23 protein-coding genes and 3 tRNA genes are annotated in these 21,553 nt (G+C 70.1%); 8 read left to right on the top strand and 18 right to left on the bottom strand.

The genetic code is table 11. The features are described 5' to 3' along the window. Positions 1 to 11 precede the first annotated feature (11 nt). Positions 12 to 362 carry a YciI family protein gene (locus AB0M82_RS06140; protein WP_364718139.1) on the bottom strand — a complete coding sequence of 117 codons (351 nt, stop codon included), beginning with the start codon at positions 360 to 362 and terminating at the stop codon, positions 12 to 14. Between the two features lie 188 nt (positions 363 to 550). On the opposite strand from AB0M82_RS06140, the gene AB0M82_RS06135 reads away from it, so the two are divergent. Together AB0M82_RS06135 and AB0M82_RS06130 are read left to right on the top strand one after the other, a co-directional pair. Continuing rightward, positions 551 to 934 (top strand): hypothetical protein, encoded by a 384-nt coding sequence (locus AB0M82_RS06135; protein WP_364718137.1) that lies wholly within the window; start codon positions 551 to 553, stop codon positions 932 to 934. A gap of 187 nt (positions 935 to 1,121) precedes the next feature. Further along, positions 1,122 to 1,412, top strand: a complete 291-nt coding sequence (locus AB0M82_RS06130) for a hypothetical protein (protein ID WP_364718135.1) — start codon at positions 1,122 to 1,124, stop codon at positions 1,410 to 1,412. Positions 1,413 to 1,705: 293 nt separating this feature from the next. Here AB0M82_RS06130 and AB0M82_RS06125 read toward each other — a convergent pair. From AB0M82_RS06125 to AB0M82_RS06105, 5 genes are all read right to left on the bottom strand, one after another. Then, positions 1,706 to 1,779: transfer RNA gene (locus tag AB0M82_RS06125), tRNA-Phe, on the bottom strand. 31 nt (positions 1,780 to 1,810) lie between these two features. Next, positions 1,811 to 1,884 (bottom strand) — tRNA-Asp (locus AB0M82_RS06120). A gap of 38 nt (positions 1,885 to 1,922) precedes the next feature. Continuing rightward, positions 1,923 to 1,995, bottom strand: a tRNA-Glu gene (locus AB0M82_RS06115). 99 nt (positions 1,996 to 2,094) lie between these two features. After that, on the bottom strand, positions 2,095 to 2,889 hold the full coding sequence (locus AB0M82_RS06110; RefSeq protein WP_364718133.1) for a hypothetical protein: 795 nt from the start codon (positions 2,887 to 2,889) through the stop codon (positions 2,095 to 2,097). Positions 2,890 to 3,057: 168 nt separating this feature from the next. After that, the gene (locus AB0M82_RS06105; protein WP_086683067.1) at positions 3,058 to 3,312 is read right to left on the bottom strand and encodes a hypothetical protein; all 255 of its coding nucleotides are present in this window, start codon (positions 3,310 to 3,312) and stop codon (positions 3,058 to 3,060) included. 854 nt (positions 3,313 to 4,166) lie between these two features. Here AB0M82_RS06105 and AB0M82_RS06100 point away from each other — a divergent pair. Next, entirely contained in the window at positions 4,167 to 4,604 is a 438-nt protein-coding gene (locus tag AB0M82_RS06100) for a hypothetical protein (RefSeq protein WP_364718132.1), read from the top strand. 172 nt (positions 4,605 to 4,776) lie between these two features. On the opposite strand, the gene AB0M82_RS06095 is transcribed toward AB0M82_RS06100, so the two are convergent. Further along, positions 4,777 to 4,980 carry a cold-shock protein gene (locus AB0M82_RS06095; protein WP_003097368.1) on the bottom strand — a complete coding sequence of 68 codons (204 nt, stop codon included), beginning with the start codon at positions 4,978 to 4,980 and terminating at the stop codon, positions 4,777 to 4,779. Between the two features lie 469 nt (positions 4,981 to 5,449). On the opposite strand from AB0M82_RS06095, the gene AB0M82_RS06090 reads away from it, so the two are divergent. The 4 genes from AB0M82_RS06090 (at position 5,450) to AB0M82_RS06075 (ending at position 8,159) form a co-directional block, all read left to right on the top strand. After that, positions 5,450 to 6,649: an Ig-like domain-containing protein gene (locus AB0M82_RS06090; RefSeq protein WP_364718130.1), complete on the top strand. Its 1,200-nt coding sequence runs from the start codon at positions 5,450 to 5,452 to the stop codon at positions 6,647 to 6,649. A gap of 169 nt (positions 6,650 to 6,818) precedes the next feature. Then, positions 6,819 to 7,112, top strand: a complete 294-nt coding sequence (locus AB0M82_RS06085; protein ID WP_364718129.1) for a hypothetical protein — start codon at positions 6,819 to 6,821, stop codon at positions 7,110 to 7,112. A 4-nt stretch (positions 7,113 to 7,116) separates the two neighbouring features. After that, complete coding sequence (locus AB0M82_RS06080; RefSeq protein ID WP_364718128.1) at positions 7,117 to 7,671, top strand: SigE family RNA polymerase sigma factor; 555 nt, start codon at positions 7,117 to 7,119, stop codon at positions 7,669 to 7,671. 5 nt (positions 7,672 to 7,676) lie between these two features. Further along, positions 7,677 to 8,159 carry a hypothetical protein gene (locus AB0M82_RS06075; protein WP_364718126.1) on the top strand — a complete coding sequence of 161 codons (483 nt, stop codon included), beginning with the start codon at positions 7,677 to 7,679 and terminating at the stop codon, positions 8,157 to 8,159. 320 nt (positions 8,160 to 8,479) lie between these two features. Here the strand turns inward: AB0M82_RS06075 and AB0M82_RS06070 are convergent, their stop codons facing one another. After that, positions 8,480 to 9,814: an MFS transporter gene (locus AB0M82_RS06070; RefSeq protein ID WP_364718125.1), complete on the bottom strand. Its 1,335-nt coding sequence runs from the start codon at positions 9,812 to 9,814 to the stop codon at positions 8,480 to 8,482. A 237-nt stretch (positions 9,815 to 10,051) separates the two neighbouring features. On the opposite strand from AB0M82_RS06070, the gene AB0M82_RS06065 reads away from it, so the two are divergent. Then, positions 10,052 to 10,645, top strand: a complete 594-nt coding sequence (locus AB0M82_RS06065) for a PaaI family thioesterase (protein WP_364718124.1) — start codon at positions 10,052 to 10,054, stop codon at positions 10,643 to 10,645. A gap of 56 nt (positions 10,646 to 10,701) precedes the next feature. Here the strand turns inward: AB0M82_RS06065 and AB0M82_RS06060 are convergent, their stop codons facing one another. The 10 genes from AB0M82_RS06060 to AB0M82_RS06015 all read right to left on the bottom strand — a co-directional run bounded on the left by AB0M82_RS06060 (position 10,702) and on the right by AB0M82_RS06015 (position 21,436). Further along, positions 10,702 to 13,368, bottom strand: coding sequence for a tetratricopeptide repeat protein (locus AB0M82_RS06060; RefSeq protein WP_364718123.1), 2,667 nt, complete (start codon positions 13,366 to 13,368; stop codon positions 10,702 to 10,704). Between the two features lie 52 nt (positions 13,369 to 13,420). Beyond that, entirely contained in the window at positions 13,421 to 14,392 is a 972-nt protein-coding gene (locus AB0M82_RS06055) for a glutamate ABC transporter substrate-binding protein (protein WP_364718121.1), read from the bottom strand. Further along, a complete protein-coding gene (locus AB0M82_RS06050) occupies positions 14,389 to 15,807 on the bottom strand; it encodes a hypothetical protein (protein WP_364718120.1) in 1,419 nt (472 codons plus the stop codon). Before AB0M82_RS06050 ends, AB0M82_RS06055 begins: the two co-directional genes overlap by 4 nt. Positions 15,808 to 15,987: 180 nt before the next feature. Continuing rightward, the gene (locus tag AB0M82_RS06045) at positions 15,988 to 17,259 is read right to left on the bottom strand and encodes a GAF domain-containing protein (protein WP_364718119.1); all 1,272 of its coding nucleotides are present in this window, start codon (positions 17,257 to 17,259) and stop codon (positions 15,988 to 15,990) included. A gap of 170 nt (positions 17,260 to 17,429) precedes the next feature. Then, positions 17,430 to 18,410: an alpha-ketoacid dehydrogenase subunit beta gene (locus tag AB0M82_RS06040; protein WP_364718118.1), complete on the bottom strand. Its 981-nt coding sequence runs from the start codon at positions 18,408 to 18,410 to the stop codon at positions 17,430 to 17,432. A gap of 15 nt (positions 18,411 to 18,425) precedes the next feature. After that, on the bottom strand, positions 18,426 to 19,331 hold the full coding sequence (locus AB0M82_RS06035) for a thiamine pyrophosphate-dependent dehydrogenase E1 component subunit alpha (RefSeq protein WP_364718117.1): 906 nt from the start codon (positions 19,329 to 19,331) through the stop codon (positions 18,426 to 18,428). Beyond that, on the bottom strand, positions 19,328 to 20,362 hold the full coding sequence (locus tag AB0M82_RS06030; protein ID WP_364718115.1) for an NAD(+)/NADH kinase: 1,035 nt from the start codon (positions 20,360 to 20,362) through the stop codon (positions 19,328 to 19,330). Before AB0M82_RS06030 ends, AB0M82_RS06035 begins: the two co-directional genes overlap by 4 nt. 199 nt (positions 20,363 to 20,561) lie before the next feature. Further along, complete coding sequence (locus AB0M82_RS06025; RefSeq protein WP_364718114.1) at positions 20,562 to 20,786, bottom strand: heavy-metal-associated domain-containing protein; 225 nt, start codon at positions 20,784 to 20,786, stop codon at positions 20,562 to 20,564. Positions 20,787 to 20,850: 64 nt separating this feature from the next. After that, positions 20,851 to 21,054 (bottom strand): cold-shock protein, encoded by a 204-nt coding sequence (locus AB0M82_RS06020; protein ID WP_013222289.1) that lies wholly within the window; start codon positions 21,052 to 21,054, stop codon positions 20,851 to 20,853. 208 nt (positions 21,055 to 21,262) lie between these two features. Next, positions 21,263 to 21,436 carry a hypothetical protein gene (locus AB0M82_RS06015; protein WP_364718113.1) on the bottom strand — a complete coding sequence of 58 codons (174 nt, stop codon included), beginning with the start codon at positions 21,434 to 21,436 and terminating at the stop codon, positions 21,263 to 21,265. Positions 21,437 to 21,553: the final 117 nt, after the last annotated feature.

Genomic DNA, 21,553 nt, shown 5'->3' with positions numbered 1-21,553 from the left:
CTACCTGGAGGTCAACCTTCGTGGACGACCTTCCGCACCTCGACGGCGGTGTACTCGGCGTCGGGGATCTTGCCGGCCAGTTCGACGGCGCGCGCTTCACTCTCGACGTCGACGACGTAGTAGCCGCACAGGAAGGCCTCGGACTCGACGAAGGCACCGTTCTTGGTGTGCGGCACGCCGTTCTTCACCTGGACGGTCTTGGTCTCGCCGGGTTCGGCGAGCGCCTTGGTCTCGACCATTTCGCCGGACCCGGTGATGAGCTCGATGAAGGCGCCGTGTCCTTCGTAGACGGCGTTCTTCTGGTCGTCGGTCAGGGTGGCCCAGAGGGTCGGGTTCATGTGGAGGGTCAGGAGGTATCGCACGTCGGCTCCCTGGAGGTGGGCGGCGGCCCGGGGCGGGCTGCCTTTCGCCGGTGGGTCGAGGCGAAGGTCTTGCTCCGGACATGCCTCCGGCGGTTCACTCGTTCGGCCTAACGTGTCATGGGTGGCTGACAGGGGCCACGGGCAACCCCCGTGCAAAATCAGGTCAGGTGCCTCGATATGAATGCCGCATGGCCTATGTCAGGTTTCAGAGCGCCGAGCCCAACGCCGAAGGACGCCATCCCGGCTTCCTCGGCTTGATCAACAACCTGAGCAAGGCCGGTCGCCTCACCGCCGAGCAGGAAGCCTTCCGCCGGAGCAACCACGCTTGGTACGAGTCCCACTACACCAACCCCGCGACGGTCGATCCGACCGTCTACGACCACGCGGTCAACCCGGGCGCAACCGCCTGGTTCAAGGAGTCGGCCGAAGCGCTCGTCGCTCGCGCCGCCGGCTACCTCGAAGTCCTCGAGGCCCATGGCGTTCAGTGCGACAAGCTGGTCTCGCACCAGGCGCCCGGGAAGATCATCTACGAGGATGCCGATCAAATCGTGATCGTCCCGTTCAGTGCTTGACGATGATGGACTCGGGTAACTCGGCAGCGTCTCCGCGTGCGGCGAGCTTGCTCAGTTCGTCGACCAGAGTGAGTCAAGGCTGGATGACCGACGCGAGATCCGGGACCGCCAGGCCACTGCACGGACGCGAACTGAGACGGGGCCTGACCAGCCGATACGCTCCTGCCGGACCCGGTAGAGTGCTCCTATGGCAGCCGACGAGAACGACGACCTCAACCGCAAGGTGCGCAAGCTCGCCGTCGACCACGCGGAAACCCGCTGGCTCGCGCTGCGCGTCGACGACGACGTCAAGGAGATCCGCGCGGACCTGCGGACGGTCCAGCGTACTCAGCAGGAGCACACCGACATCCTGCAAGAGCACACCGGACGGTTCGACTCGATCGATGCCCAGCTCCGCTCATTGACCCAGCTGGTCGGCCAGGTCCTCGAACGCCTCGAAGCTCCGAGCGATAACCAGCACGACGACTCGGGCGCGTAGCCAGGTTCGTCGCCGGGGGTCACGCCGGCGCGGCCCCGAGGTCCGCATGCTGTCGATCACGAATGCGCCGGCCTTCCCCAGCACGTCGCGTTTGCCGGGGCGAAGCGGTATCAGCACATGACTGGCGGGCTCCGTCGGGACATCGCGGACCAGCTGAACGAGTACCTGTGGAAGCCCGACCGCAAGGCCAAGGGCAAGTGACGGAAGGGGCGCAAGAAGGGCGATTGAGACGGAGCGCACGCGAAACAGCCCCCGCCGGGTTCGGTGGGGGCTGTTTTGGCTGATCAGAACGGTGGCCAGGGCCGGGGTCGAACCGGCGACCTTCCGCTTTTCAGGCGGACGCTCGTACCAACTGAGCTACCTGGCCGGGAACGCCGGCAAGGAGCCGAACGATCTTGCGACCCTGACGGGACTCGAACCCGCGACCTTCGCCGTGACAGGGCGACGCGCTAACCAACTGCGCCACAGGGCCTTGCGTTACTGCTGTCTTGCATTTACTACAGTACTGCGTACTCCCAACGGGATTCGAACCCGCGTTGCCGCCTTGAAAGGGCGGAGTCCTAGGCCGCTGAACGATGGGAGCCCGGCCGGTTTCGGGTGACCGACCGACCGCGCTCTCAGGTCCCCCTGGGAGCGATTACAAGCATAGGGCACGCCGCCACCGCTTTGCACAGGGGGTTCCTTAAGCTCCCGGCAAAGCTGGGACCTGGGCAAACGTCGCCAGCTGCGTCAGGAGGCGCTCGACCTCGGCCTGCTCCGGTTCCGTCAGCGCCGACGCCAGCAGCTCGCCGATCCGTTCGTCGGTCAGGGCCTCCGCGCGGTGCCAGCGGTCTCGCAGGTCCGGCTTGGCCTCGGCCGCCGCGATCAGCTCGTCGGCCGCGGCTTCCGGCCACGCCGTGCGCAGCAGGCGCGCGCGGCCGCCCTCCGGGTCCGCGATCACCGCCTCCGGCACGGACAGGCCCACCGCCCGCAGCGCCGCGAAGTGCAGGCCGCCGCGCAGCTCGCGGAAGACCATCAGCGCGAAGCCGAGGCGTTCGACGTCGGCCGTGGGGCGGTCGGCGTTCTGCCAGCCGGCGAACAGCGCCAGCCCGCTGGCGTCCGCGGCATCGATCACGCGGAAGAGCAGCTCCGCCAGGCGACCGGAGTCCGGTACGGCCGAAAGGTTGACGCGCGACCAGCGCGCCGATGACTCCGCGTAGGCGCGGACCGCGGCGGGGGCGTCGAGGGCCGCCGTCGCCGGCGGCAGGACGAAGTCGAACAGCCAGTGCGGGAAGATGCCGAACAGCTCCGCGGCCACCTTCGGCGGAACGTCGCCGAGGACCGCCGAACGCCCCCGGACGTACAGCGAACGCGGCGGCAACCCGACCTCGGCCTCGACCGCCACCAGCTCCGGCGACGTCATGAACCGGCCGCCCAGAACCTGCACCACCGGCCGGATCCGGTTCGCCAGCCCGGCCTCGCCCTCGATCGTCGTCATGTCCGCCCCTTTCGACGCGGCAAACATAACACTGTTACGAAACCTGGGTCAAGTGGCCTTCACCAGCCCGGCAATTACTCCCCAGAAAGACGCCCAACCAGCACAAACATCACCGGAACAGGCCCGGGGGCGACACACCCGCCACCGGACCCACCGGCCAACACCCACTCAACGCTGAACCGGCGCCTGCCCGTCCTCGTCCAGATTCAAGCCCAGCATCTCCAGCAACTGCACACAGTCCTCAACCCCCAGCGCACCATTCGCCACCGCCAGCCGCGCCCGCCGAACTTGATCATCCGACACCCGCTGCGCGTCAGCAGCCCCGCTGCGCTGCGCGGGCAACCCCCCGGCAAACGGAGCACTCCCCCCATCGGCACCTTCGTACCGAAGGAGGAACTGCCGCACTTCAACAGACCCGCTCATAGCCCCTCCATACGGCTCACAACAACTTGGCCGCGAGGCTAACCAGCACCAGCCACCACACACAGCCCCCCGGAGAGTGAACCTGAGGCCACGCTCCGCTCAACGCAGAGCAATCGGCAACCAGGAAGAACACCCCCGCCCGAACGAACGTCACCGCAGGCCAAAGTGACATCGCACGCGGAAATTTCCCGCTCTCCACTCGCCCAACCCACCAACTCGTGCAACAATCGAACTGCTGACACACCCCCGGTCAGCGCCTGTGGAGATCCCCTCCGACCCCCGCGTTCCTCCCCCTGGCGCGGGGGTCCTCCATTTCTGGGGTCGGCTCGGGCTTCGCCCTTCGCCGGCCCCGTCATTTCGGCGTATTGCCCGGGGGGCCGAGCCCCCCGGACCCCCCACGGTGCCTCTCTCGCGACTTCCAGCGTGGCTGGTTTTCGCCTCGGGCGCGGGGCGCCCTGGCGGGCCTCCCGAGTTTGGCGAGCCTCCTGAGACTGGGCGCTGACGCGCCCCCGTGGGGACCGGCGGCCGACGAACGGGGTCCGGCCTGTCGGACTGGGCCGGGGTTATGAGGGATCCCACTTCGCGGCGACCCGGACACCGCTCCGGGGCCGCGTTGCCGGCTCGGGCGCTGGGGCGCCCTTTGGCTGCTGTTGGGGGTGTTTGGGGCCGGCCTCGGGCGCGGAGCGCCCTGGCCTCTTTGGGGGTGATCGACTCGGTGGGTTAGGGGGGAGTTGCTGTGGGTGCTTTTGGGGTTGGGCTGAATGGGTGGTCGTTGGGCTGGATGGGGAGGGGGTCCGGCGTGTTGTGGCTCACAGTGGTTTGTGTGGCGAGACCTAACCGTTATCGTGGCGTTCGTGCCTCTTCCCTCGCTTGGCCGCTTGAGCAGCCGTACGAACCTCAAAGCCGTTTCCTCCGGGCGTCACCGTGGTGCCGCGAAGGGTGCGGATGACGGTGCCGTCGAGGACACCGAGCTCACCAGCTATCTCGCCGCCCTGGCGCCGGACAACGACAACGAGAGCACCGGCTCCGGTAAGCGGTTCGGTGAGGCGCAGGTGTTTCAGCTGCGGGTGAGCCTCATCGCCAGCCAGCAGCTCAAGGACATCGCCGAGGAGCGGAACATCTCGCCCCAGGCGCTCGCGCAGGAGTGGATCCTGGAGCGGCTCAACTGGGAAGGCCAGGCTGCTTCGCTGCAGGATCAGCGGCAGGTGGCCAGCGGCGAACTGACCGAGCTCACCGATGAATTCCACTTCCCCGCCGACGCCTTCGATGCGCCGGTTGGCGGACGGCATTAGGACAATTGTCGTAGTCAGGCCATGAGAAAGGGCCCCCGGCATGATCGCCGGGGGCCTTTCGCTCAGGCCTTAAGACACGCAAAGGGCCTGTGAGACTCATTCAGCCGTCGCCCGCCACGGAAACCAGCGGCATGCGCGGGGCGAAGCGGGCTGGCCAGAACAAGTCTCAATCTCAGATCGCGCGGACCTTCTGGGCCTGCGGGCCCTTCTGACCCTGGCCGACCTCGAACTCCACCCGCTGGTTCTCTTCGAGGGTGCGGAATCCGCGGCCCTCGATCTCCGAGTAGTGAACGAACACGTCGCCTTCGCCGCCGTCCTGCGCGATGAAGCCGAAGCCCTTCTCCGCGTTGAACCACTTCACAGTGCCTTGCGCCACCGCTGTACTCCTCGTTACACAGATCCGCTTCGAATGCCACCGAAGCGGCACCCAGACCGTCCCGGGCGGTTCCAACGAGACGAGTCAAGAGCGTGTCGGCTCCATGGCTCGCGTCAGAAGTTCCGCGAGTGTGAAGCCACGAACACGCAAAACGACGGCCTGAGAGCAGACTACCGGGATCTGGCCAAAGTTGAACCCCGTGATCGAGGCGAAAACCGGCTGTGCACACCAAGGTCACCGGAACGTCGTAGGGCTCCCCACCCGGTTTTGTCGGACCCGCCCAGTAGTCTCGCGCCGCACGCGACACCGTGATCACCGGATACGGCTCGGAGTCGGCCGTGCCCCCTCCGTAAAAGCACCCGTGGACCCACTGTGACCTTCGTCACTCGACTTCTGCTCAACGTCGCAGGTCCACGGGACGTCTCGGAGGAGGAAGCACCAAAAAGGGGCAAAGGGGAATGGGTTGACGGTGAGGAATTCCACGCGGCGCCGGGGCGCTGCCGTGGCACTGGGCTTGGTCGCCGTGCTGGCGCTGGGGGCGTGCAGCAGTGAACCGACTGTCTCGGCGAGCGGCGCCTCGGGGGGCGGCCCGACGCAAGCACCGGCGCCCACCGCGCAGCCCGCGAAACTGACCGTGGCGCCGGCCGCCGGAGCCCAGGACGTGCCGCCCGGCGAGCCGGTCGGCGTGCAGGTCACCGACGGCACGATTCTGTCGGTCACCCTGACCAACCCGGACGGCAAGCAGGTCCAGGGGCAGACATCGGCGGACAAGAAGAGCTGGAGCGCCACCGAGCAGCTCGGCTACGGCAAGACCTACACCTGGTCCGGCCAGGCGCAGGGCGCCGACGGCAAGAACCTTCCCATCGGCGGCGCGTTCACCACGGTCAAGCCGAAGCGTCAGGTGTCGGCCAGCCTGAACGTCGGCGACGGCCAGACGTACGGCATCGCGATGCCGATCGCGCTGACCTTCCCGAGCCGCGTCACCGACAAGGCCTCCGTCGAGAAGGCGCTGTCGGTCGAGACGACGCCGAAGACCGAGGGCTCCTGGGCCTGGCTGAACGGCGACACCTCGGTGCACTGGCGGCCGAAGGAGTACTTCAAGCCCAACACGCAGGTGAAGGTCAACGCCAAGATCTACGGCGTCAAGATCGGCGACGGCGTGTACGGCAAGCAGGACGTGTCGGCCAGCTTCGCCATCGGCCGCTCCCAGATCGTCAAGGGCAACACCCAGCAGCACACGATGCAGGTGATCCGCGACGGCCAGCAGATCGCCGACTACCCGGTGAGCTACGGCCTCGACGCCGATCCGGGCCGCGTCACCAACAGCGGCGTGCACGTCGTGATGGGCAAGCAGGCCTCGTACGCGATGAGCAACCCGAAGTACAACTACGAAAACGTCGTGGTGCCGTGGGCCGTCCGGATCTCCAACAACGGCGAGTTCATCCACGGCCTGGCCGCGTCGGTCTGGGCGCAGGGCAAGAAGAACGTCTCGCACGGCTGCCTGAACCTGTCGCCGGCGCGGGCCAAGGAGTACTACGACGGCGTGCTCACCGGCGACCCGGTCGAGATCACCGGCAGCACGCAGACGCTGGACGCCAGGGACGGCGACTACAGCGACTGGACCTACGACTGGGCCAGCTGGCAGAAGCTGTCGGCGCTCGCCCGCTGAACCACCGGCGAACACCGGGCGGCCGGGAAGCCCACCGCGGGCTTCCCGGCCGTTCGTGTTTCCGCCGAAAACCCGCGAAATCCGGTGCAACCCCGGTGATCACCCGCCGCATGACTAAGGGCAGAGGCGCGGCGATCCCCTGCCGCGCCCGCGAGAATGAGGAGCTGTCTTGCGTATCCGCATCGCCCTGACCCTCGGCGCGCTCGTGCTCGCCGGTGGCGCCCTGACCGGTGGCATCGCGCTGGCTTCGGAGGCGCAGGCGCCGGTCGCCCCGACCCCGACTCAGGTGACCCGGCCGGGCGAGCCGACCTTGGCCCCGACGCCGAGGAACGTTCCGGCGGTCTCGGCCGCGCCGCGCGAGACCCGGCCCGACCGCTCGGGCCGGATCCCGCGCGTCCCCCGGGCCGTCCCGGCCGGGCCGACCGGTGACCTGCACCTGCCGGCCATCGGGGTGACCCGGTAGCCCGGTGACCAACCGCTCCCGTCCGTCGACCGGGCCGGGCTCGCCGTGGGACGGCGAGTTCGCCCGGTACTTCGGCGAGCGCGCGCACAGCCTGCGGTCCACGGCTTTCCTGCTCTGCGGGGACTGGCACCAGGCCGAGGACCTCACGCAGGCCGCGCTGCTCAAGCTCTACCTCGCCTGGCCGAGGCTGTCGCGCCACGACGCCTTGGACGCCTACGCCCGCAAGGTCGTGCTGCGCACGTTCCTCGCCGAGCACCGGCGCAGCAGGTGGAAACGGGAGCGGCTCACCGACACCCCGCCGGAGCTTCCGGCGGAACCCGCCACGAGCGACCAGGACGTCCTGGTCCGGCAGGCGTTGGCCGTACTGGCCCCGAGGCAGCGGGCCGTGCTGGTGCTGCGGTACTTCGAGGACCTGAGCGTCGAAGAGACGGCGCAGGCCCTCGGCTGCAGCACCGGCACGGTCAAGAGCCAGGCCTCCCGCGGCCTGGCGACGCTGCGCACCCGGCTCGGTCCGCACTACGGTGCGCTGATGTTCAGCGCGACCACGGAGGGGAGGTGACGAACATGGACCCCGAAGACGACGTCCGCGTGTTCCTGACCGGCGCGGCCGGCGGCACGCAGCCGCCGATGCGCCTCGAGGCCGCCGACGTGATCGAGCGCGGCGGCCGGGTCCGGCGACGACGCAAGCGGTTCGCGGTCGCGGGCACCTCGGCCGCGACGGCGGTCGTCCTCGCGGTGGCCGGTTTCCTGGCCGGTCACCGCGCCGGGCCGCCGGAGCCGGTCATGCCGGCCGGCCCCGGGCTGTCCACGATCGGCACCACCGCCCCCCTCCCGTCGCCTTCGGACATCCCTGTCCCGGCGACGTCGATCCCGCCGCCGTCGACGGCACCTGACGGCCGCACCACGCCGCGGTCGGGGCGCACGCTGGTCCCGCAGGTGCCATCCGCGAGCCGGCCGACGAGCCGCCCGACGCAGTCGACCGCGGCACCCTCCTCGGCCCCGCTCGAAACCCGGCCGGACGCACCGAAGGCGACACCGACGCGCTAGCCCGTGGTGCGGATCACCGCGCCACGGTGGGTTTTCGACGAAATATCCGGCCGGTTCGTGGCGATATGCCCTGTGGCGTTCCGATCGGACGCCGGAACCCCGCTCAGCCGGACGCTCGGCGCCGGCCCGAGAACCCGAGGAGGAAGCACATGGTGCTCGCCGCACTGATCGTCGAAACCGGAATCGCCGTCGTGGCCGCGGGTGCGCTCGCCGCTTGGTCCCGCAAGCGCTTCGCTCCTCGGAACGACGCGAGCTGACCCACGGCACACGTGTGCCCCGCCCGGTGATCCGGACGGGGCACACGTATTTCCGGCGGCCGCTCAACGCTGAGCGGCCGCGGAGGTCACCTTCCCGCCGGCGTCCTCGGTGTCGATCTGGTCCATCGGCACCTGGGCCGTCTCCGGGATCTTGATGATCGGGATGATCGCGATCAGCGCCGCCGCCATCAGGTAGTACGCCGGCCAGTCCTCGTTGCCGGTGCTCTTGATCAGCGCGGTCACGGCGACCCCGGCCGTACCGCCGAACAGCGACGTCGAGATGTTGTAGCCGATCGCGAACGAGCCGTAGCGCACCCGGGTGGGGAACATCGCCGGGAACGTCGAGCCGATCACCGCGAGGATCAGGACGAGCAGGATCGCCACGATCAGGAACCCGACGAACAGCCACAGGATGCTGCCGGACTGCATCAGCTTGAGGCAGGGCCAGCTCAGCACCAGGAACCCGATGGCCGCGGTGAGCAGCAACGGTTTCCGGCCGATCCGGTCGGACAGCGCCCCGAGCGGGATGATGATCGCCATCTGGATGACTTCGACCGCGATGATGATCAGCGTCGCCGTGTTGTCGTTGATCTTCAGCGTGTCCGTGAAGTACGTCGGCATCGTGGTCAGCAGCAGGTAGTCCGCGACGTTCAGCAGCAGGACGATGCCGATCAGGTTGAGGATCATCCGCCAGTTGCGGACGAAGATCTCCTTGAGCGGCGCCTTCTTCGGCGCCTCGCCGGCGGCCTCCATCCGGCGGAACTCGGGGGTGTCCTCGAGCTTGTTCCGCAGGTAGAGCCCGATCAGGCCGAGCGGCAGCGCGACGAAGAACGGGATCCGCCAACCCCAGGCGTCGACCTGATCGGCCGACAGGGAGAGCGTCACGGAGAGCACCACGAGGTTGCCGAGCACGTAGCCGGCCAGCGTGCCGAGCTCGAGGAAGCTGCCGAAGAAGCCACGGCGCTTCGTCGGCGAGTACTCGGCGATGAACGTCGCCGCTCCGCCGTACTCACCACCGGTGGAGAAGCCCTGGATGATCCGCAGCAGCAGGATCGCGATCGGCGCCGCGATGCCCATGCTGTAGCTGCCGGCGTACGTCGGCAGGACGCCGACCAGGAACGTGCAGCCGGACATCAGCAGGATCGTCATGGCCAGGACCCGCTTGCGGCCGAGCTTGTCGCCGAGCGGCCCGAAGAACGCCCCGCCGAACGGCCGCACGATGAACCCGACCGCGAGCAGAGCCAGCGATTTCAGCACGGCGTTTCCCTCGCCGGGGAAGAACTGCGAGCCGATGCTCACCGCGATCGCGCCCGAGGTGAAGACGCCGTAGTCGTACCACTCGGTGGCGTTTCCCATGGCCGACGCCCACACGGCGCGCTTGACGGTTCTCTCGTCCACTGACGGTTTCCCCGTCGATGCTGCTGCTTCGCTCATGCTGGCGACGACCTCCTCCGTGCAGTGCCCACCGGGCCGTTCGAGCTCATCGGCCCAGTCTTGCCCGGCTCCCAGCGGTCGGCAGCATGAGCCGGGAATCCAATACGGTGGGGAACTTTCCGGCTACTGAGAGATATCCGTTGCCGACATACCGCACGGGGCGGACGCGGCCGGCGTCTACCGGCGAGTTAACGTCAGCGCATGAGTCGTGTTTCTCAACCGTGGCCGCCGGTGCCGGTGGAGCCGGCGGTTCCGCACCCGGAGGCGCCGTCCGCGGGCACCGAGCTCGGCGTGCACTTCACCGAGTGCTTCGGGTGCGGCGACGAGGCCGACGCCGGGCTGCACCTGCGCTCGACCGTCGGTGAGGGCCAAGTCGTGCACTCGCGCTTCACCGTGACCGCCGCTCACCAGGGCGCGCCGGGGCTGGCCCACGGCGGCCTGCTGGCCTGCGCGTTCGACGAGGCACTCGGCTCGGCGGTCGGCAACCTCATGCGCCGCCCGGCGGTGACCGGCAAGCTCGAGACGGACTTCCGCCGCCCGGTCCCGGTCGGCTCGACGCTGTTCATCGAGGCCCGGCTCGACGGCATCGCGGGCCGCAAGATCTACGTCAGCGCGGACGGCCGCCTCGACGCCGCGGACGGCCCGATCGCGGTGAGCGCGCGGGCGCTGTTCATCGTGGTCGGCTTCGAGCACTTCAGCACGCACGGCGACCCGGAAGCGCTGCAGAAGCTGGCCGCGCAGCACGAGAAGAACCAGCGGGAACGCCGCGAGCGCGACTGGGAGATCAACCCCTGACCCGGTCGTGAGTGCGTAACGGTGTTCGAACACTGTTACGCACTCACGACCTCTGGTCAGGTGAGCGTGCGGGGACGGATCGCGTTCGCCCGGTCCACCAGCTCGACGCGCTGTTCGATCGTGGTCGCCAGCCGCGCCAACCCCCGGTAGCACCGCTCCAGGCCGAGCCGCAGCTCGCGCTCTTCGAGCGGGCAACCCAGCACCCGCGCGCCCGGCGTCGGACCGCCCTGCTTGGGCTCGCGAAGCCACTCGTACGCGGCTTCGAGCACTCCCGCGCTGAGCCGGGTCTGACGTTCGACGTCGAGCCGAAGCCGTTCGAGGCGGGCCGACGCGTCGAGCAGGTCGTGCTCGGTGACCGGGGTCTCGCGGCCGTTGGCCTTGGTCGCCGTCGTCTTGATCCTGATCGCCGCGACCTGCGCGTCGACGTAGTGCGTCGAAGACGGCGGCACCGTCTCGAGCACCTCGACCGCGCCGGACCGCGCGCCCTGCGCGAGGTAAACGCGGGCGAGGCCGAAGGCGGCGCTGACGTAGCTGCGGTCGGTCCGCCAGACCAGTTCGTAGAACCGCGCGGCGGCGAAGTAGTCGCCGACGCCTTCGGCGCTGACACCCAGCGCGAGCTTCGGCGCGATCTCGCCGGGCAGCTCGTCGTACACGGCTTCGAACGCCACGTGCGCGACCCGCGAACGCCCGCCCGCCAGCTCGATCAGCCCGCGGTACCAGTCGATCCGCCAGTCGTGCGGGAACCCGTTCTTGATCGCCAGGTACTGCGCCGCTTGCAGCTGCCGCTGCGCCTCGGCCAGCTCGCCCAGCTCGATCCGGGCGCGGACGATCCGCAGCCGCACCTCGATCGACTCCCGCGGCGCGCCGGCCAGTGCCTCGATGGCGCCCCGCGGTTCGAGCGCGGTCGTCGTGGCGAGCACGCCCGCCGCCGGGTCGTCCGTGTCCACCTGCGGGATCGGCAGGCCGGCGACAACCTCGTCCGCGCCGGGCAGCGGCACGCTGGCCCCGGCCTCCGGCACCACCAGCTGCACCCCGAACGTGCGGCTCTCCGGGCCGAACACCGTGGACGCGCCGGGCCGCGGCTTGCCGGTGCCGAGCGCCATGATCTCGCGCAGCACCCCGGTGAGCTGGTCGGCCATCTCCTCGGCGGAGAGGAACCGCCGGTCCGGGTCGGCGTGCGTCGCGCGCTTCAGGAACCGGTGGTACGAACCGAACAACGCGAACAGCGGGACCGCGTCGGGGCCGGGCAGGGTGGTCTTGAACTTGGTCGTGTAGCCGGTGAACTCGAAGCTCAGCACGGCGAGCGTGCGCCCGACGGTGAACAGGTCCGACGCCACCGAAGCGCCCTGCGTCGCGAGTTCCGGCGCGCTGTAGCCGGTGGTGAAGAACAGCGGGCTCTCGTAGTCGTCGATCCGGCGGACCGCGCCGAGGTCGATCAGCTTCAGCTGCTCGTTGGTCTGGATCACGTTGTCCGGCTTGAGGTCGCAGTAGAGCAGACCCTGGCTGTGCAGGTACCCCAGCGCGGGCAGGATCTCCAGCCCGTACGCGATGACCTGGCCGATCGGCAGCGGCTCCGGACGGCGGCTCTCCCGGTGGTGCGCCAGCGCGAGCTGCCGCAGCGACTGGCCGCCGACGTACTCCATGACGATGTAGCCGACGGTCGTTTCGCTCTGGCGATCCGGGTGCTGCACGAAGTTGTGGATCTTGACGATGTTCGGGTGCTCGACCTCGGCGAGGAACCGCTGCTCGTTGGCCGCGGCCGCCAGCGCCGTCGGGTCACCGGTGTCGATCAGTCCTTTGAGGACGACCCAGCGGTCGCTGACGTTGTGGTCCTGCGCCAGGTAGATCCAGCCGAGGCCGCCGTAGGCCAGCGCGCCGAGCACTTCGTACTGGCCGCCGACCAGTTCGTGCGGCTGCAGCTTCGGGAGGAACGAGAACGGCGCACCGCAGTTTTCGCACTTGCCTTCCGGCGCACCGGGTTCCCCGTCCTTGCCCCGGCCGACCTTCGCACTGCACTGGCCGCAGAACCGCTTTTCCTCCGACACCACCGGGTTCGCCAGCACCGCCGACGCGGGGTCGCGCGCGGGCACCGGCGGGACGTCGACCAGCCCGGCGCCGAGCCGGCCGCGCCGCGACCGCGACGTGCGCGACGACGTCCGCCGCGAAGTGCCGGGGAACGCGCCGGGGCCGGAACCCGAGCCGCTGCCGGTTCCCGAGCCGGTCCCGGTGTGCCTGCCTTCGCTGGTGCGCTCGGGCAGCACGCTCTCGGTGCCCGGGTCCGGCAGTATTCCCGGGCCGGTCTCCGGCCGCGGCGCCGGCGGCATGATGCTCTGGGTCTCCGGCGCGGGCGCGGCGAGCACGCTGGTTGGTTGCGGCGCTTCCGCTTCCACGTCCGGGCGGACGGCCTGCGTCGGCTGGAGCGGCGGCACGACGGGGTTGATGCTGCCCGGCGGCCGGGTCGGGTCGTCCGCGCCCGGGATCGGCGCGACCGCCGGCCGGCCGCGCGGCGGCGTCGGCGGACGGCGGACGGGGGCGTGGAAGACGGTCTCTTCACCACCGGAACCACCCGAGCCACCCGACGGCTCGCCGTCGTCGAGGCGGCCGGAGATCGACGGTTCCGGTGTGTCCCACCGCACCGGTGGCGGCGGCTGCCAGCTCGGCGCGGCCACCCGCGGCTCGTCGTCCGACGCGGCGTGCCGAGGACGGCGCGGCTCCTCCGACACAGCTACCTCCCAGATCCCCGGCGCGCGGAGATCGATCCTAGTCGCGACGCGCTCACTGGTACTGCGGCGACGGCGGTGAAGCCGGTCCCAGCCGGGCTTCCACCCAGCGGCGGTAGCTCTCCTGCCACACGCCGCTGTTGCGGATGTTCTCGAGCACGGCGTTCACGAAGCGGACCATGTCCTCGTTGTCCTTCGGCACGCCGATGCCGTAGTTCTCCTGGGTGAACTGCTCGCCGACGACCTGCAGCGTGGGGTCCTGCGCGGCCATCCCGGCGAGGATCGTGTCGTCGGTCGAAACCGCGTCGACCTGGCCCTGCTGGAGCATCACCAGGCAGTCCGACCAGTTGTCCACCGAAACGGGCACCAGCTTGGCCGGGTCCGTCGCGATCTTCGCCGCGGACGTCGACTTCTTCGCCGCGCACACCTTCTTGCCGCTCAGGTCGGCCAGCTTGGTCGCTTTCGACTCCTTCGTGACCAGCAACCGCTGTCCCGCGACGTAGTACACGGACGAAAACTGGACTTCCTTCTTGCGCGCGCACGTGATGCTGTAGGTCCGGACCACGATGTCGACCTCGTGCTTCTGCAAGACCTCCTGGCGCTGCGACGACGTGATCGCGCGGAACTGGACGCGGCCTTCCGGCGAGCCGAAGATCGCGCGGGCGATGGCGTTGACCATGTCGATGTCGAAGCCCTCGATGTCGCCCGAGGTGGGGTTCCGGAACCCGAACAGGTAGGTGGTCTGGTCGACGCCGGCGATGAGCTTGCCGCGTTCCTTGATCTTCGCCATGGTCGAGCCGCCCGGGATCGACGTGCCCGCCGGAGCCAGGCTGGCCAGGGGGTTGCAGCCGGTGTCGCCGCCGGCGCCTGCCGATGTGTCCGGGCCGGCGACGTGCGCTGGCTGCGGCCACCCCGCGTTGCCGACCGGGGCCGGGTCGACCGGTTTCCCGGGGCTGCCGCAGGACGCCGCCAAGAGCGCGACGAGCGCCAGCACGCCCGTCCGGACCGTGTTCCCCCGCCTGCTCACCGGTACTCCCTCAGTCGCTCCCGGATCCCCATGGTGACACCCGCGGCGGCAGCGACCGCCAGCACGGCGAGGCCGGGCGCGAGGAGCGTCAGCGCGCGGTCGCCGCTGTGGGTGTCGTCGAGGAATTCCTGCCTGCCGACGTCGATGGCCGCCTGGAGGCTGTCGTCGAGCCGCCGGAACGCCGGCGCCGAGCCGTCGGTCTTGTCTTCCAGCACGGCGAAGTCGACGGCTTCCTGGTACTGCCCGGCCTTGTCCTGGGCGCGGACCTGCTGGTGCGACTTCATCCAGTCGTTCGCGGCCTTCGTCGCGTCGGCGACCTTCGCGACGCCGTCGCCGTCCTTGATCAGGCCGCGCGCTTCGCCGAGCAGGCCGCCCTGGCCGTCCGGGCCGACCAGCTGGGCCGCGTTGGCGCCGAAGTCCTGCTCGTACGCGGCGCCGTCGCCGCGCGCGACCAGCGTCAGCGTTTCGTCGGCGCGGGCCTGCAGCGCGGCGATCCGCGCGCGGACGAGCACGTCGACGCGGTGCGAACCGTCGTCCTGGCCGCTGCCGACCAGGCTGCCCTGCACGATCAGCGCGACCGCGCCCCACAGCAGCGAGACCACCACGGCGGCCGTCGCGACGACGAGACCGACGTTGAGCAGCCGATTGGTGCGGCGGGTCAGGTAGACCTGCGCCGCGATGAGCGCGACCAGCAGCGCGACCAGCAGGATGGTGGCGAGCCAGGGGAATCCGGTGGCGTCGTCCTGCTCCTCGATCAGCCGCTCGGTGTCGACGCGGTAGAGGTCCTGCGCGGCGGGCAGGATCTCGGCCCGCATCAGTTCGGACGCCTCACGGAGGTAGGACGCGCCGACCGGGTAGCCGAGCCGGTTGTTCGTCCGCGCCGTCTCGACGAGCCCGGTGTAGACCGGAAGCTGCCGGTTCAGCACGTCGACCGGAGCGGCCGCGTCGGCGACGTCGGCGGCGTCGGAAGCCGCCTTCGCGAGCGCCGCGCCGGCTTCGGCGACGTCCCGCTCGTAGCGCTGACGGAGCTCGGGCGGCTCGGTGCCGATGGAGAGGAACGCGCTGGCGGCGGTCGCGTCCGCGTCCGAGAGCGACCGGTAGACCTGCTGCGACGCGGCGGCGAGGGGCTCGCGGTGGTCGATGACGCCGGTGATCGTGTCGTCGCGGTCCTGCACCGACAGCGTCGCGACCAGCCCGGCGACGAGCGCCAGCAGCACCAGCCCGACGGCGATCACGGTCAGCCGGCCGGGCGTGGTCGCGGCGGACCGGACGATCGCGCGGACCCCCTGCCCCGGCAGGTCCAGGAGCCCCAGCAGGCCGCTGCGGCCCCCGGCGCGGTCGCGGCCGTCCGGTGGCGACGGTGGGAGTCCCGGCGCGGGCGCCGCGGGACCCGGGGCCGTCGCAGTGCTGGTCATCCCCGATTCCTCCCGGTGACATCCGGGGCTCCGCCCCGCGCCGGGGGCTTCGCCACCCGGACCCCCCAAACTCGGTATGAATCCGTACCCGCAGAAGGTAGCCGAGTCGTCCTAGGCACAGCCACCTGCACCGCCCGCTGTCACCAGCACGTGATCTCGAAAGGCGCCCCCGCGAGAAAGTCAGCCGCGGATGGCCGGGGCGAGCGAATGCGGCAACACGACTTCGGGGGCCGGTGGCCGCCGGACCAGCACCTCGACGTCGTCGGCGAACCGGTACGGCTTCGCGCCGAGGATGCCACCGAAATGGCGGCGCAGCCGGGACATTTCGGCGCGGACGGTGACCGTGCGGCCGGCGTCGCCGAACAGGTCGAACGACAGCTCGGACGCCGAGCGGCCGTCGCGGCGGCTGGCCAGGACGTACAGCATCTCCGCGTGCCGCGGGCTGAGCCGGTGCGTCCAGGTCCCGGACGCGCTCGACACCGTCAGCCGCGGCTCGCGCGACGACCGGACGTCGAGGACGACCTGGGTGGGCGGGGCCGCATCGTCGTCGGTGGGGTCGGTGGGCCGGATCAGCCAGCCGCCGGGCACCGGCTCGACCGCGCAGTTGCCGTACGCCGGCAGCCAGACCCGGCCGGGCGCGAAGCCGGTAGGCAGCGCGATCCGGTCGACCGGCGCGAGCCCGGCGGCCGCGGCGACCCAGCCGTGTTCGTCGGCCACCACGGCCCGCCCGCCGACCTTCGCGAGCACCGGGACGGCGAAGCCGCGAAGCCGTTCCAGCTCGGTGAGGTGGGTGGTGCGCAGCTGGGACTCCGCGAGCCGCGTCACGGCGTCGACCAGCGCCAACGTCGTCGCGTGGACGGTCGAGGCCGGGCCGGAGAGGTCGACGACGCCGAGCAGCCTGCCGTCCCGCGGGTCGTGCAGCGGCACCGCGGCGCACGTCCAGGAGTGGTGCGAACGGACGTAGTGCTCGGCGGCGTACATCTGGACCGGGCGGCGCGCGACCAGCGCCGTGCCGATCGCGTTGGTGCCGACGGCCTCCTCCCGCCAGTCGACGCCTTCGACGAACCCGAGCCCGTCGGCGTGGCGGCGGACCGCCGCGCTGCCGTCGCGCCAGAGCACCTTGCCGCCCGCGTCGACGATCACCATGATGTGCGCGGCCTGCTCGGCGAGGCTGATCAGGCCGCCGCGCAACGTCGGCAGGGCCGCCACCAGCCCGCTCGTGCGGCGGCGCGTTTCGAGCTCTTCGAAGGTCAGGACGGGCGCGGCGGCGCGGCTGTCCGGATCCATGCCCAGCCGGCGCATCCGCTGCCAGGACGCGCCGATGACGGCCCGGGGACGGCTGGGCAGCGCCTTGCCGGTCAGGGCCGCTTCGTGCACCTGCGCGAGGACACGGGCGTGCCGCCGGGGGTCCGCCCCGGCGGGCAACGCTGCCTCGAGGTCTCGTTGCCCCAACCACCGCTCCTTGCTCTGCCTCCTCAGTCTGCCTTTTCGATCCGTTGATCGGAAGATGGGGGCGATCTCGCGAGAGGGCTCTTCGCCGGCCAGGGAGGCGCCGGCGAAGAGCCCTTCGGCGGCCTCCGGCGGGGCCAAAAACCACCGGAGGCGGGACCGGGGTCAGCGGATCATCGCTGGTACTCCACGACCGCCTTCGCCGCGTTGAGCACCTTCTGCGCGTCGGGGAGGTAGAGGTCCTCGAGCGCGTCGGAGAACGGCACCGGCGTGTGCGGCGGCGCCACCATTTCGATCGGGGCCCGCAGCGCGGCGAACGCCTCCTTCGCGACGAGCGCGGAGATGTCCGTGGCGAGGTTGCAGCGCGGCGACGCCTCGTCGACGACGACCAGCCGTCCGGTGTGGCCGACGCTGTCGAGGATCGTCTCGGCGTCGAGCGGGCTGGTGGTGCGCGGGTCGATGATCTCGGCTTCGATGCCGGACGTCGCAAGCTCTTTCGCGGCTTCTCCGGCCACCGCGACCATGCGCCCGATCGCGACGATCGTCACGTCGCCGCCGTCACGCACGATGTTCGCCTCGCCGAACGGGATCGTGTAGCTGTCCTCGGGCACCTCGCCTCGGGTGTCGTAGAGCGCCTTGTGCTCGCAGAAGATCACCGGGTCGTCGTCCCGGATCGACTGGATGAGCAGGCCCTTCGCCTCGTACGGGTTCGACGGCACGACGACCTTCAGCCCGGGGATGTGCGTGAAGATCGGGTACAGGCACTGCGAATGCTGCGCCGCGGCCCGCAGCCCCGCGCCGTACATCGTGCGGATCACCACCGGCGTCCGGGCGTTGCCGCCGAACATGTACCGGAACTTGGCCGCCTGGTTGAAGATCTGGTCGAAGCAGGCCCCCATGGAGTCGATGAACACGAGTTCCGCGACCGGCCGCTGCCCCCGCGTCGCGGCGCCGATCGCCGCGCCGACGACGGCCGACTCGGAGATCGGCGTGTCGAGCACCCGGCCCGGGAACCTGGGCACAAGCCCCTTGGTGACGCCGAGCACACCGCCCCAGGCGTCGTCCCCGCCCATGACGATGACCGACTCGTCGCGGGCCAGCTCCTGCGCCAGCGCCTCGGTGATCGCCTCGCGGTAGCTGATCGTGCGTGCCATGGGCGTGCGCTCCCGTCAGTACGAGACGTAGACGTCGGTTTCGAGGTCCTTCAGCGTGGGTTTCGGCGCGGCTTTCGCCGCGGAGACCGACTCCTCGATGAGCTTCGCGACTTCGGCGTCGATGTCGTCGAAGTCCGGTTCGGACAGCTCACCGCTGTCGATGACGCGGGCGCGGAACCGCTTGAGGCAGTCGCCGTCGGCCTCCACGGAGAAACGAGTGGATCTGACCTCGATCAGCGTCGGGCCACCGCCTTCGCGGGCACGGCCGATCGCCTCGCCCGCGGCTTCGTGCACGGCGAAGAAGTCGAATCCGTCGACGATCACGCCCGGCACGCCGAACCCGGCGGCCCGGTCGGCGATGTTGTCCGACGCGACGGACCAGGTGCTCGACGTCGCTTCGGCGTAGCCGTTGTTTTCGGCGACGAAGATCGCGGGCAGGTTCCAGACGGCGGCGAGGTTCAGCGCCTCCAGGGTCGTCCCCCGGTTGCCGGCGCCGTCACCGAAGAACGCGACGCCGACACCGCCGGTGTTCTGCTGCTTCGCGGCGAGCGCGGTGCCGCAGATCAGCGGCGGGCCACCGCCGACGATGCCGTTCGCGCCGAGCAAGCCCTTCGAGAGGTCGGCGATGTGCATCGAACCGCCCTTGCCGTGGCAGGAGCCGGTCCGGCGGCCGTAGATCTCGGCCATCATCGCCTTGACGTCGACGCCCTTGGCGATGCAGTGGCCGTGGCCGCGGTGGGTGCCGGCGATCGCGTCCCGGTCGCCGAGGTGGAGGCAGACGCCGGTGGTCGAGGCTTCGTCACCGGCGTACAGGTGCGCGAACCCCGGGATTTCGCCGGTCGCGAACTCCTCGCGGACCCGCTCTTCGAAGGTCCGGATGGTGCGCATCACGCGATACGCCTCCCGCAGGGTGTCCGTCATCTTCGACGCTCCTTCCCCAGCTCGGTTTCGGCGCGCAACAGCCCCTTCCGCGCCGCCTCCGCCATCGCCGCCCGGACGTCGACGCACCACGGCCCGTCCGGCTTGAGCTCGACGAAAGCGCTCTCGCCGGTCTTCAGCTCGAGTTCGCGCTCGCCGTCCAGCGCGATCACGCCGCCGGCCGCGGCGAGCTCGACCCGCACGCCCGGCCTGAGGACGCCCCAGGCGCGCACGCCGACCGGCCGCACCAGCCCGGGCGCGATCGGCGCGTGCACGACGTACGGCGTCTCCCCGGCCGGCCCGAGTTGCAGCGCGACGCCGTCCGGGCTCGACCGCGGGCTCGGGCAGAGCTGGCCGGGCACGCTCGACAGGCCGATGCCGTCCGGCTCGGCGAAGGTGCAGTACAGCTCGGTGAGCGACGTCGGATCCCACAGCGCCCGCGCCCCGATGTGCTTGCTCAGCGACACGCAGACGTCGACGAGCGCGATCTCGCGGCGTGCCTTCGTGACGACCTCGAGCACGCTGACGCGGTGGGTGACGAGGTCGGGATCGATCTGCCCGGTGGCGATCAGCCCGGCGGCCAGGCCGGCCACGGTCGCCTCCCGCTTCTGCGGGAAGGCGTTGTTGGTCCCGGTGGAGAGGGCGAGGATCGGCACGTCTTCGCAGGCCGCGGCGGCCACGCGGGCGGTCCCGTCCCCGCCGAGGACGACGATGACCCCGGCACCGGCCTCGACCATCCGGCGGACCGCGTTCGTCGTGTCGGCGGCGGTGCCGGTGAGGGGGTCGTCTTCGCAGAAGCCGACGGCCGGCCAGGTGCCGCCCCGGCCGAGAGCTTGCCGGACCGTGGCGGAAATCCCACCCAGATCGGTCGACACCAGGGCCCGGTCGAGCCCGGTCACCGCGAACGCGGCCAGCAGCCGCTGGACCATGTTCGCCTTCTCCGCGGTGGGGAACACCGACGCCTGTGCGACCAGCCGGCGGATGTCCCGCCCCGAAGCCGGGTTCGCGACGATCCCCGCCACCGTTTCACCCACCTGACCTCCCGGTACCTCACCGGAGAACAGGAGACTCCGCGGTCGGGCGGTCACGGAAGGGTTGCAGGGCGTTGCAGTGTCCGCTCGGGATCACCGTCGTGGGCGCGTGCTCGAGGCGGCGAAGATCACACCGGCGATCTTCAGTGGACTGTCCAACGACGACAGTTAAGAACCAACCGGGGCCGGACACCGGGAACCGCTACGGGACCAGGCTGACCGTGCCCCCGTAGGTGAAGCCCGCCTCCTCGACCGCGGTGCGGACGTCGCCCTCGGCCAGTGCGGCTTCCGCACGCACGACCACCCGGCCGGACGGGACGTCGACGGCCACTCCGGTCACTCCGGGCAGGGACGTGAGTTCTTCGGTGACCGACTGGGCGCAGTGGCCGCAGCTCATCCCGGAGACGAGGTAACCGTGCTCGATCATGGTGTGGAGCATACGAAAAGGGCCGTCACCCTGAACGGGTGACGACCCTTTCCCAAGATCAAAGTCAGATAACGGTGACCGACGTGGCCTGCGGGCCCTTCTGGCCCTGGCCGATCTCGAACTCGACGCGAGCGTTCTCTTCCAGGCTCTTGAAGCCGTTACCCTGGATCTCGCTGTAGTGAACGAAGACGTCGCCGCCACCGTTGTCGGGGGTGATGAAGCCGAACCCCTTCTCGGAGTTGAACCACTTCACAGTGCCCTGAGTCATCAAAATCTCCATGCTGTAACACAAAAAAACAGGAAGCCACTTCGGCGTCCCAGGTCAACACCCGGGCGGTTTGCTTCCTCGGCGAGGAGACACTACGCCCGCTGAAATCTGCGAGCGTGACTCAACACGAACACAAAAATCAAGACCAACTGCAGTAAAGCACACCTTGACCAGGGCGGACAAGCCGTCTTCACCCGGAAGGGGTGAGCTATTCGCCACTCGCCGGTCGCAGACCCTCCGCCGAGAACGGCGAACGCCAGTCCGTGTCGTGCTCCGCGGCGACCACGGCGTCGTCGTGGGCCTCCGCGCTGGCGCTGAACAGCACCGGTACGACACCGGAGGACTTCCGCGCTTGTTCGCGTGCGTGCTGGTGATCGGTCACGTCGAAACTCCCCTCGTTCCCTGCCCGCTGCGGCGGGTCATGACCGTGATGGTGCCGTGCGGCACCGGCGGAAAACCCGGTTGTCTCCCGCCGGGACCCGGCCGGGAACGGTTCAGC

It is taken from the genome of Amycolatopsis sp. NPDC051128 (genome assembly GCF_040682715.1).
Taxonomy (GTDB): domain Bacteria; phylum Actinomycetota; class Actinomycetes; order Mycobacteriales; family Pseudonocardiaceae; genus Amycolatopsis.
Note: the sequence above shows the minus strand (reverse complement) of the source record. Positions and strands in the feature narration are given on the sequence as shown.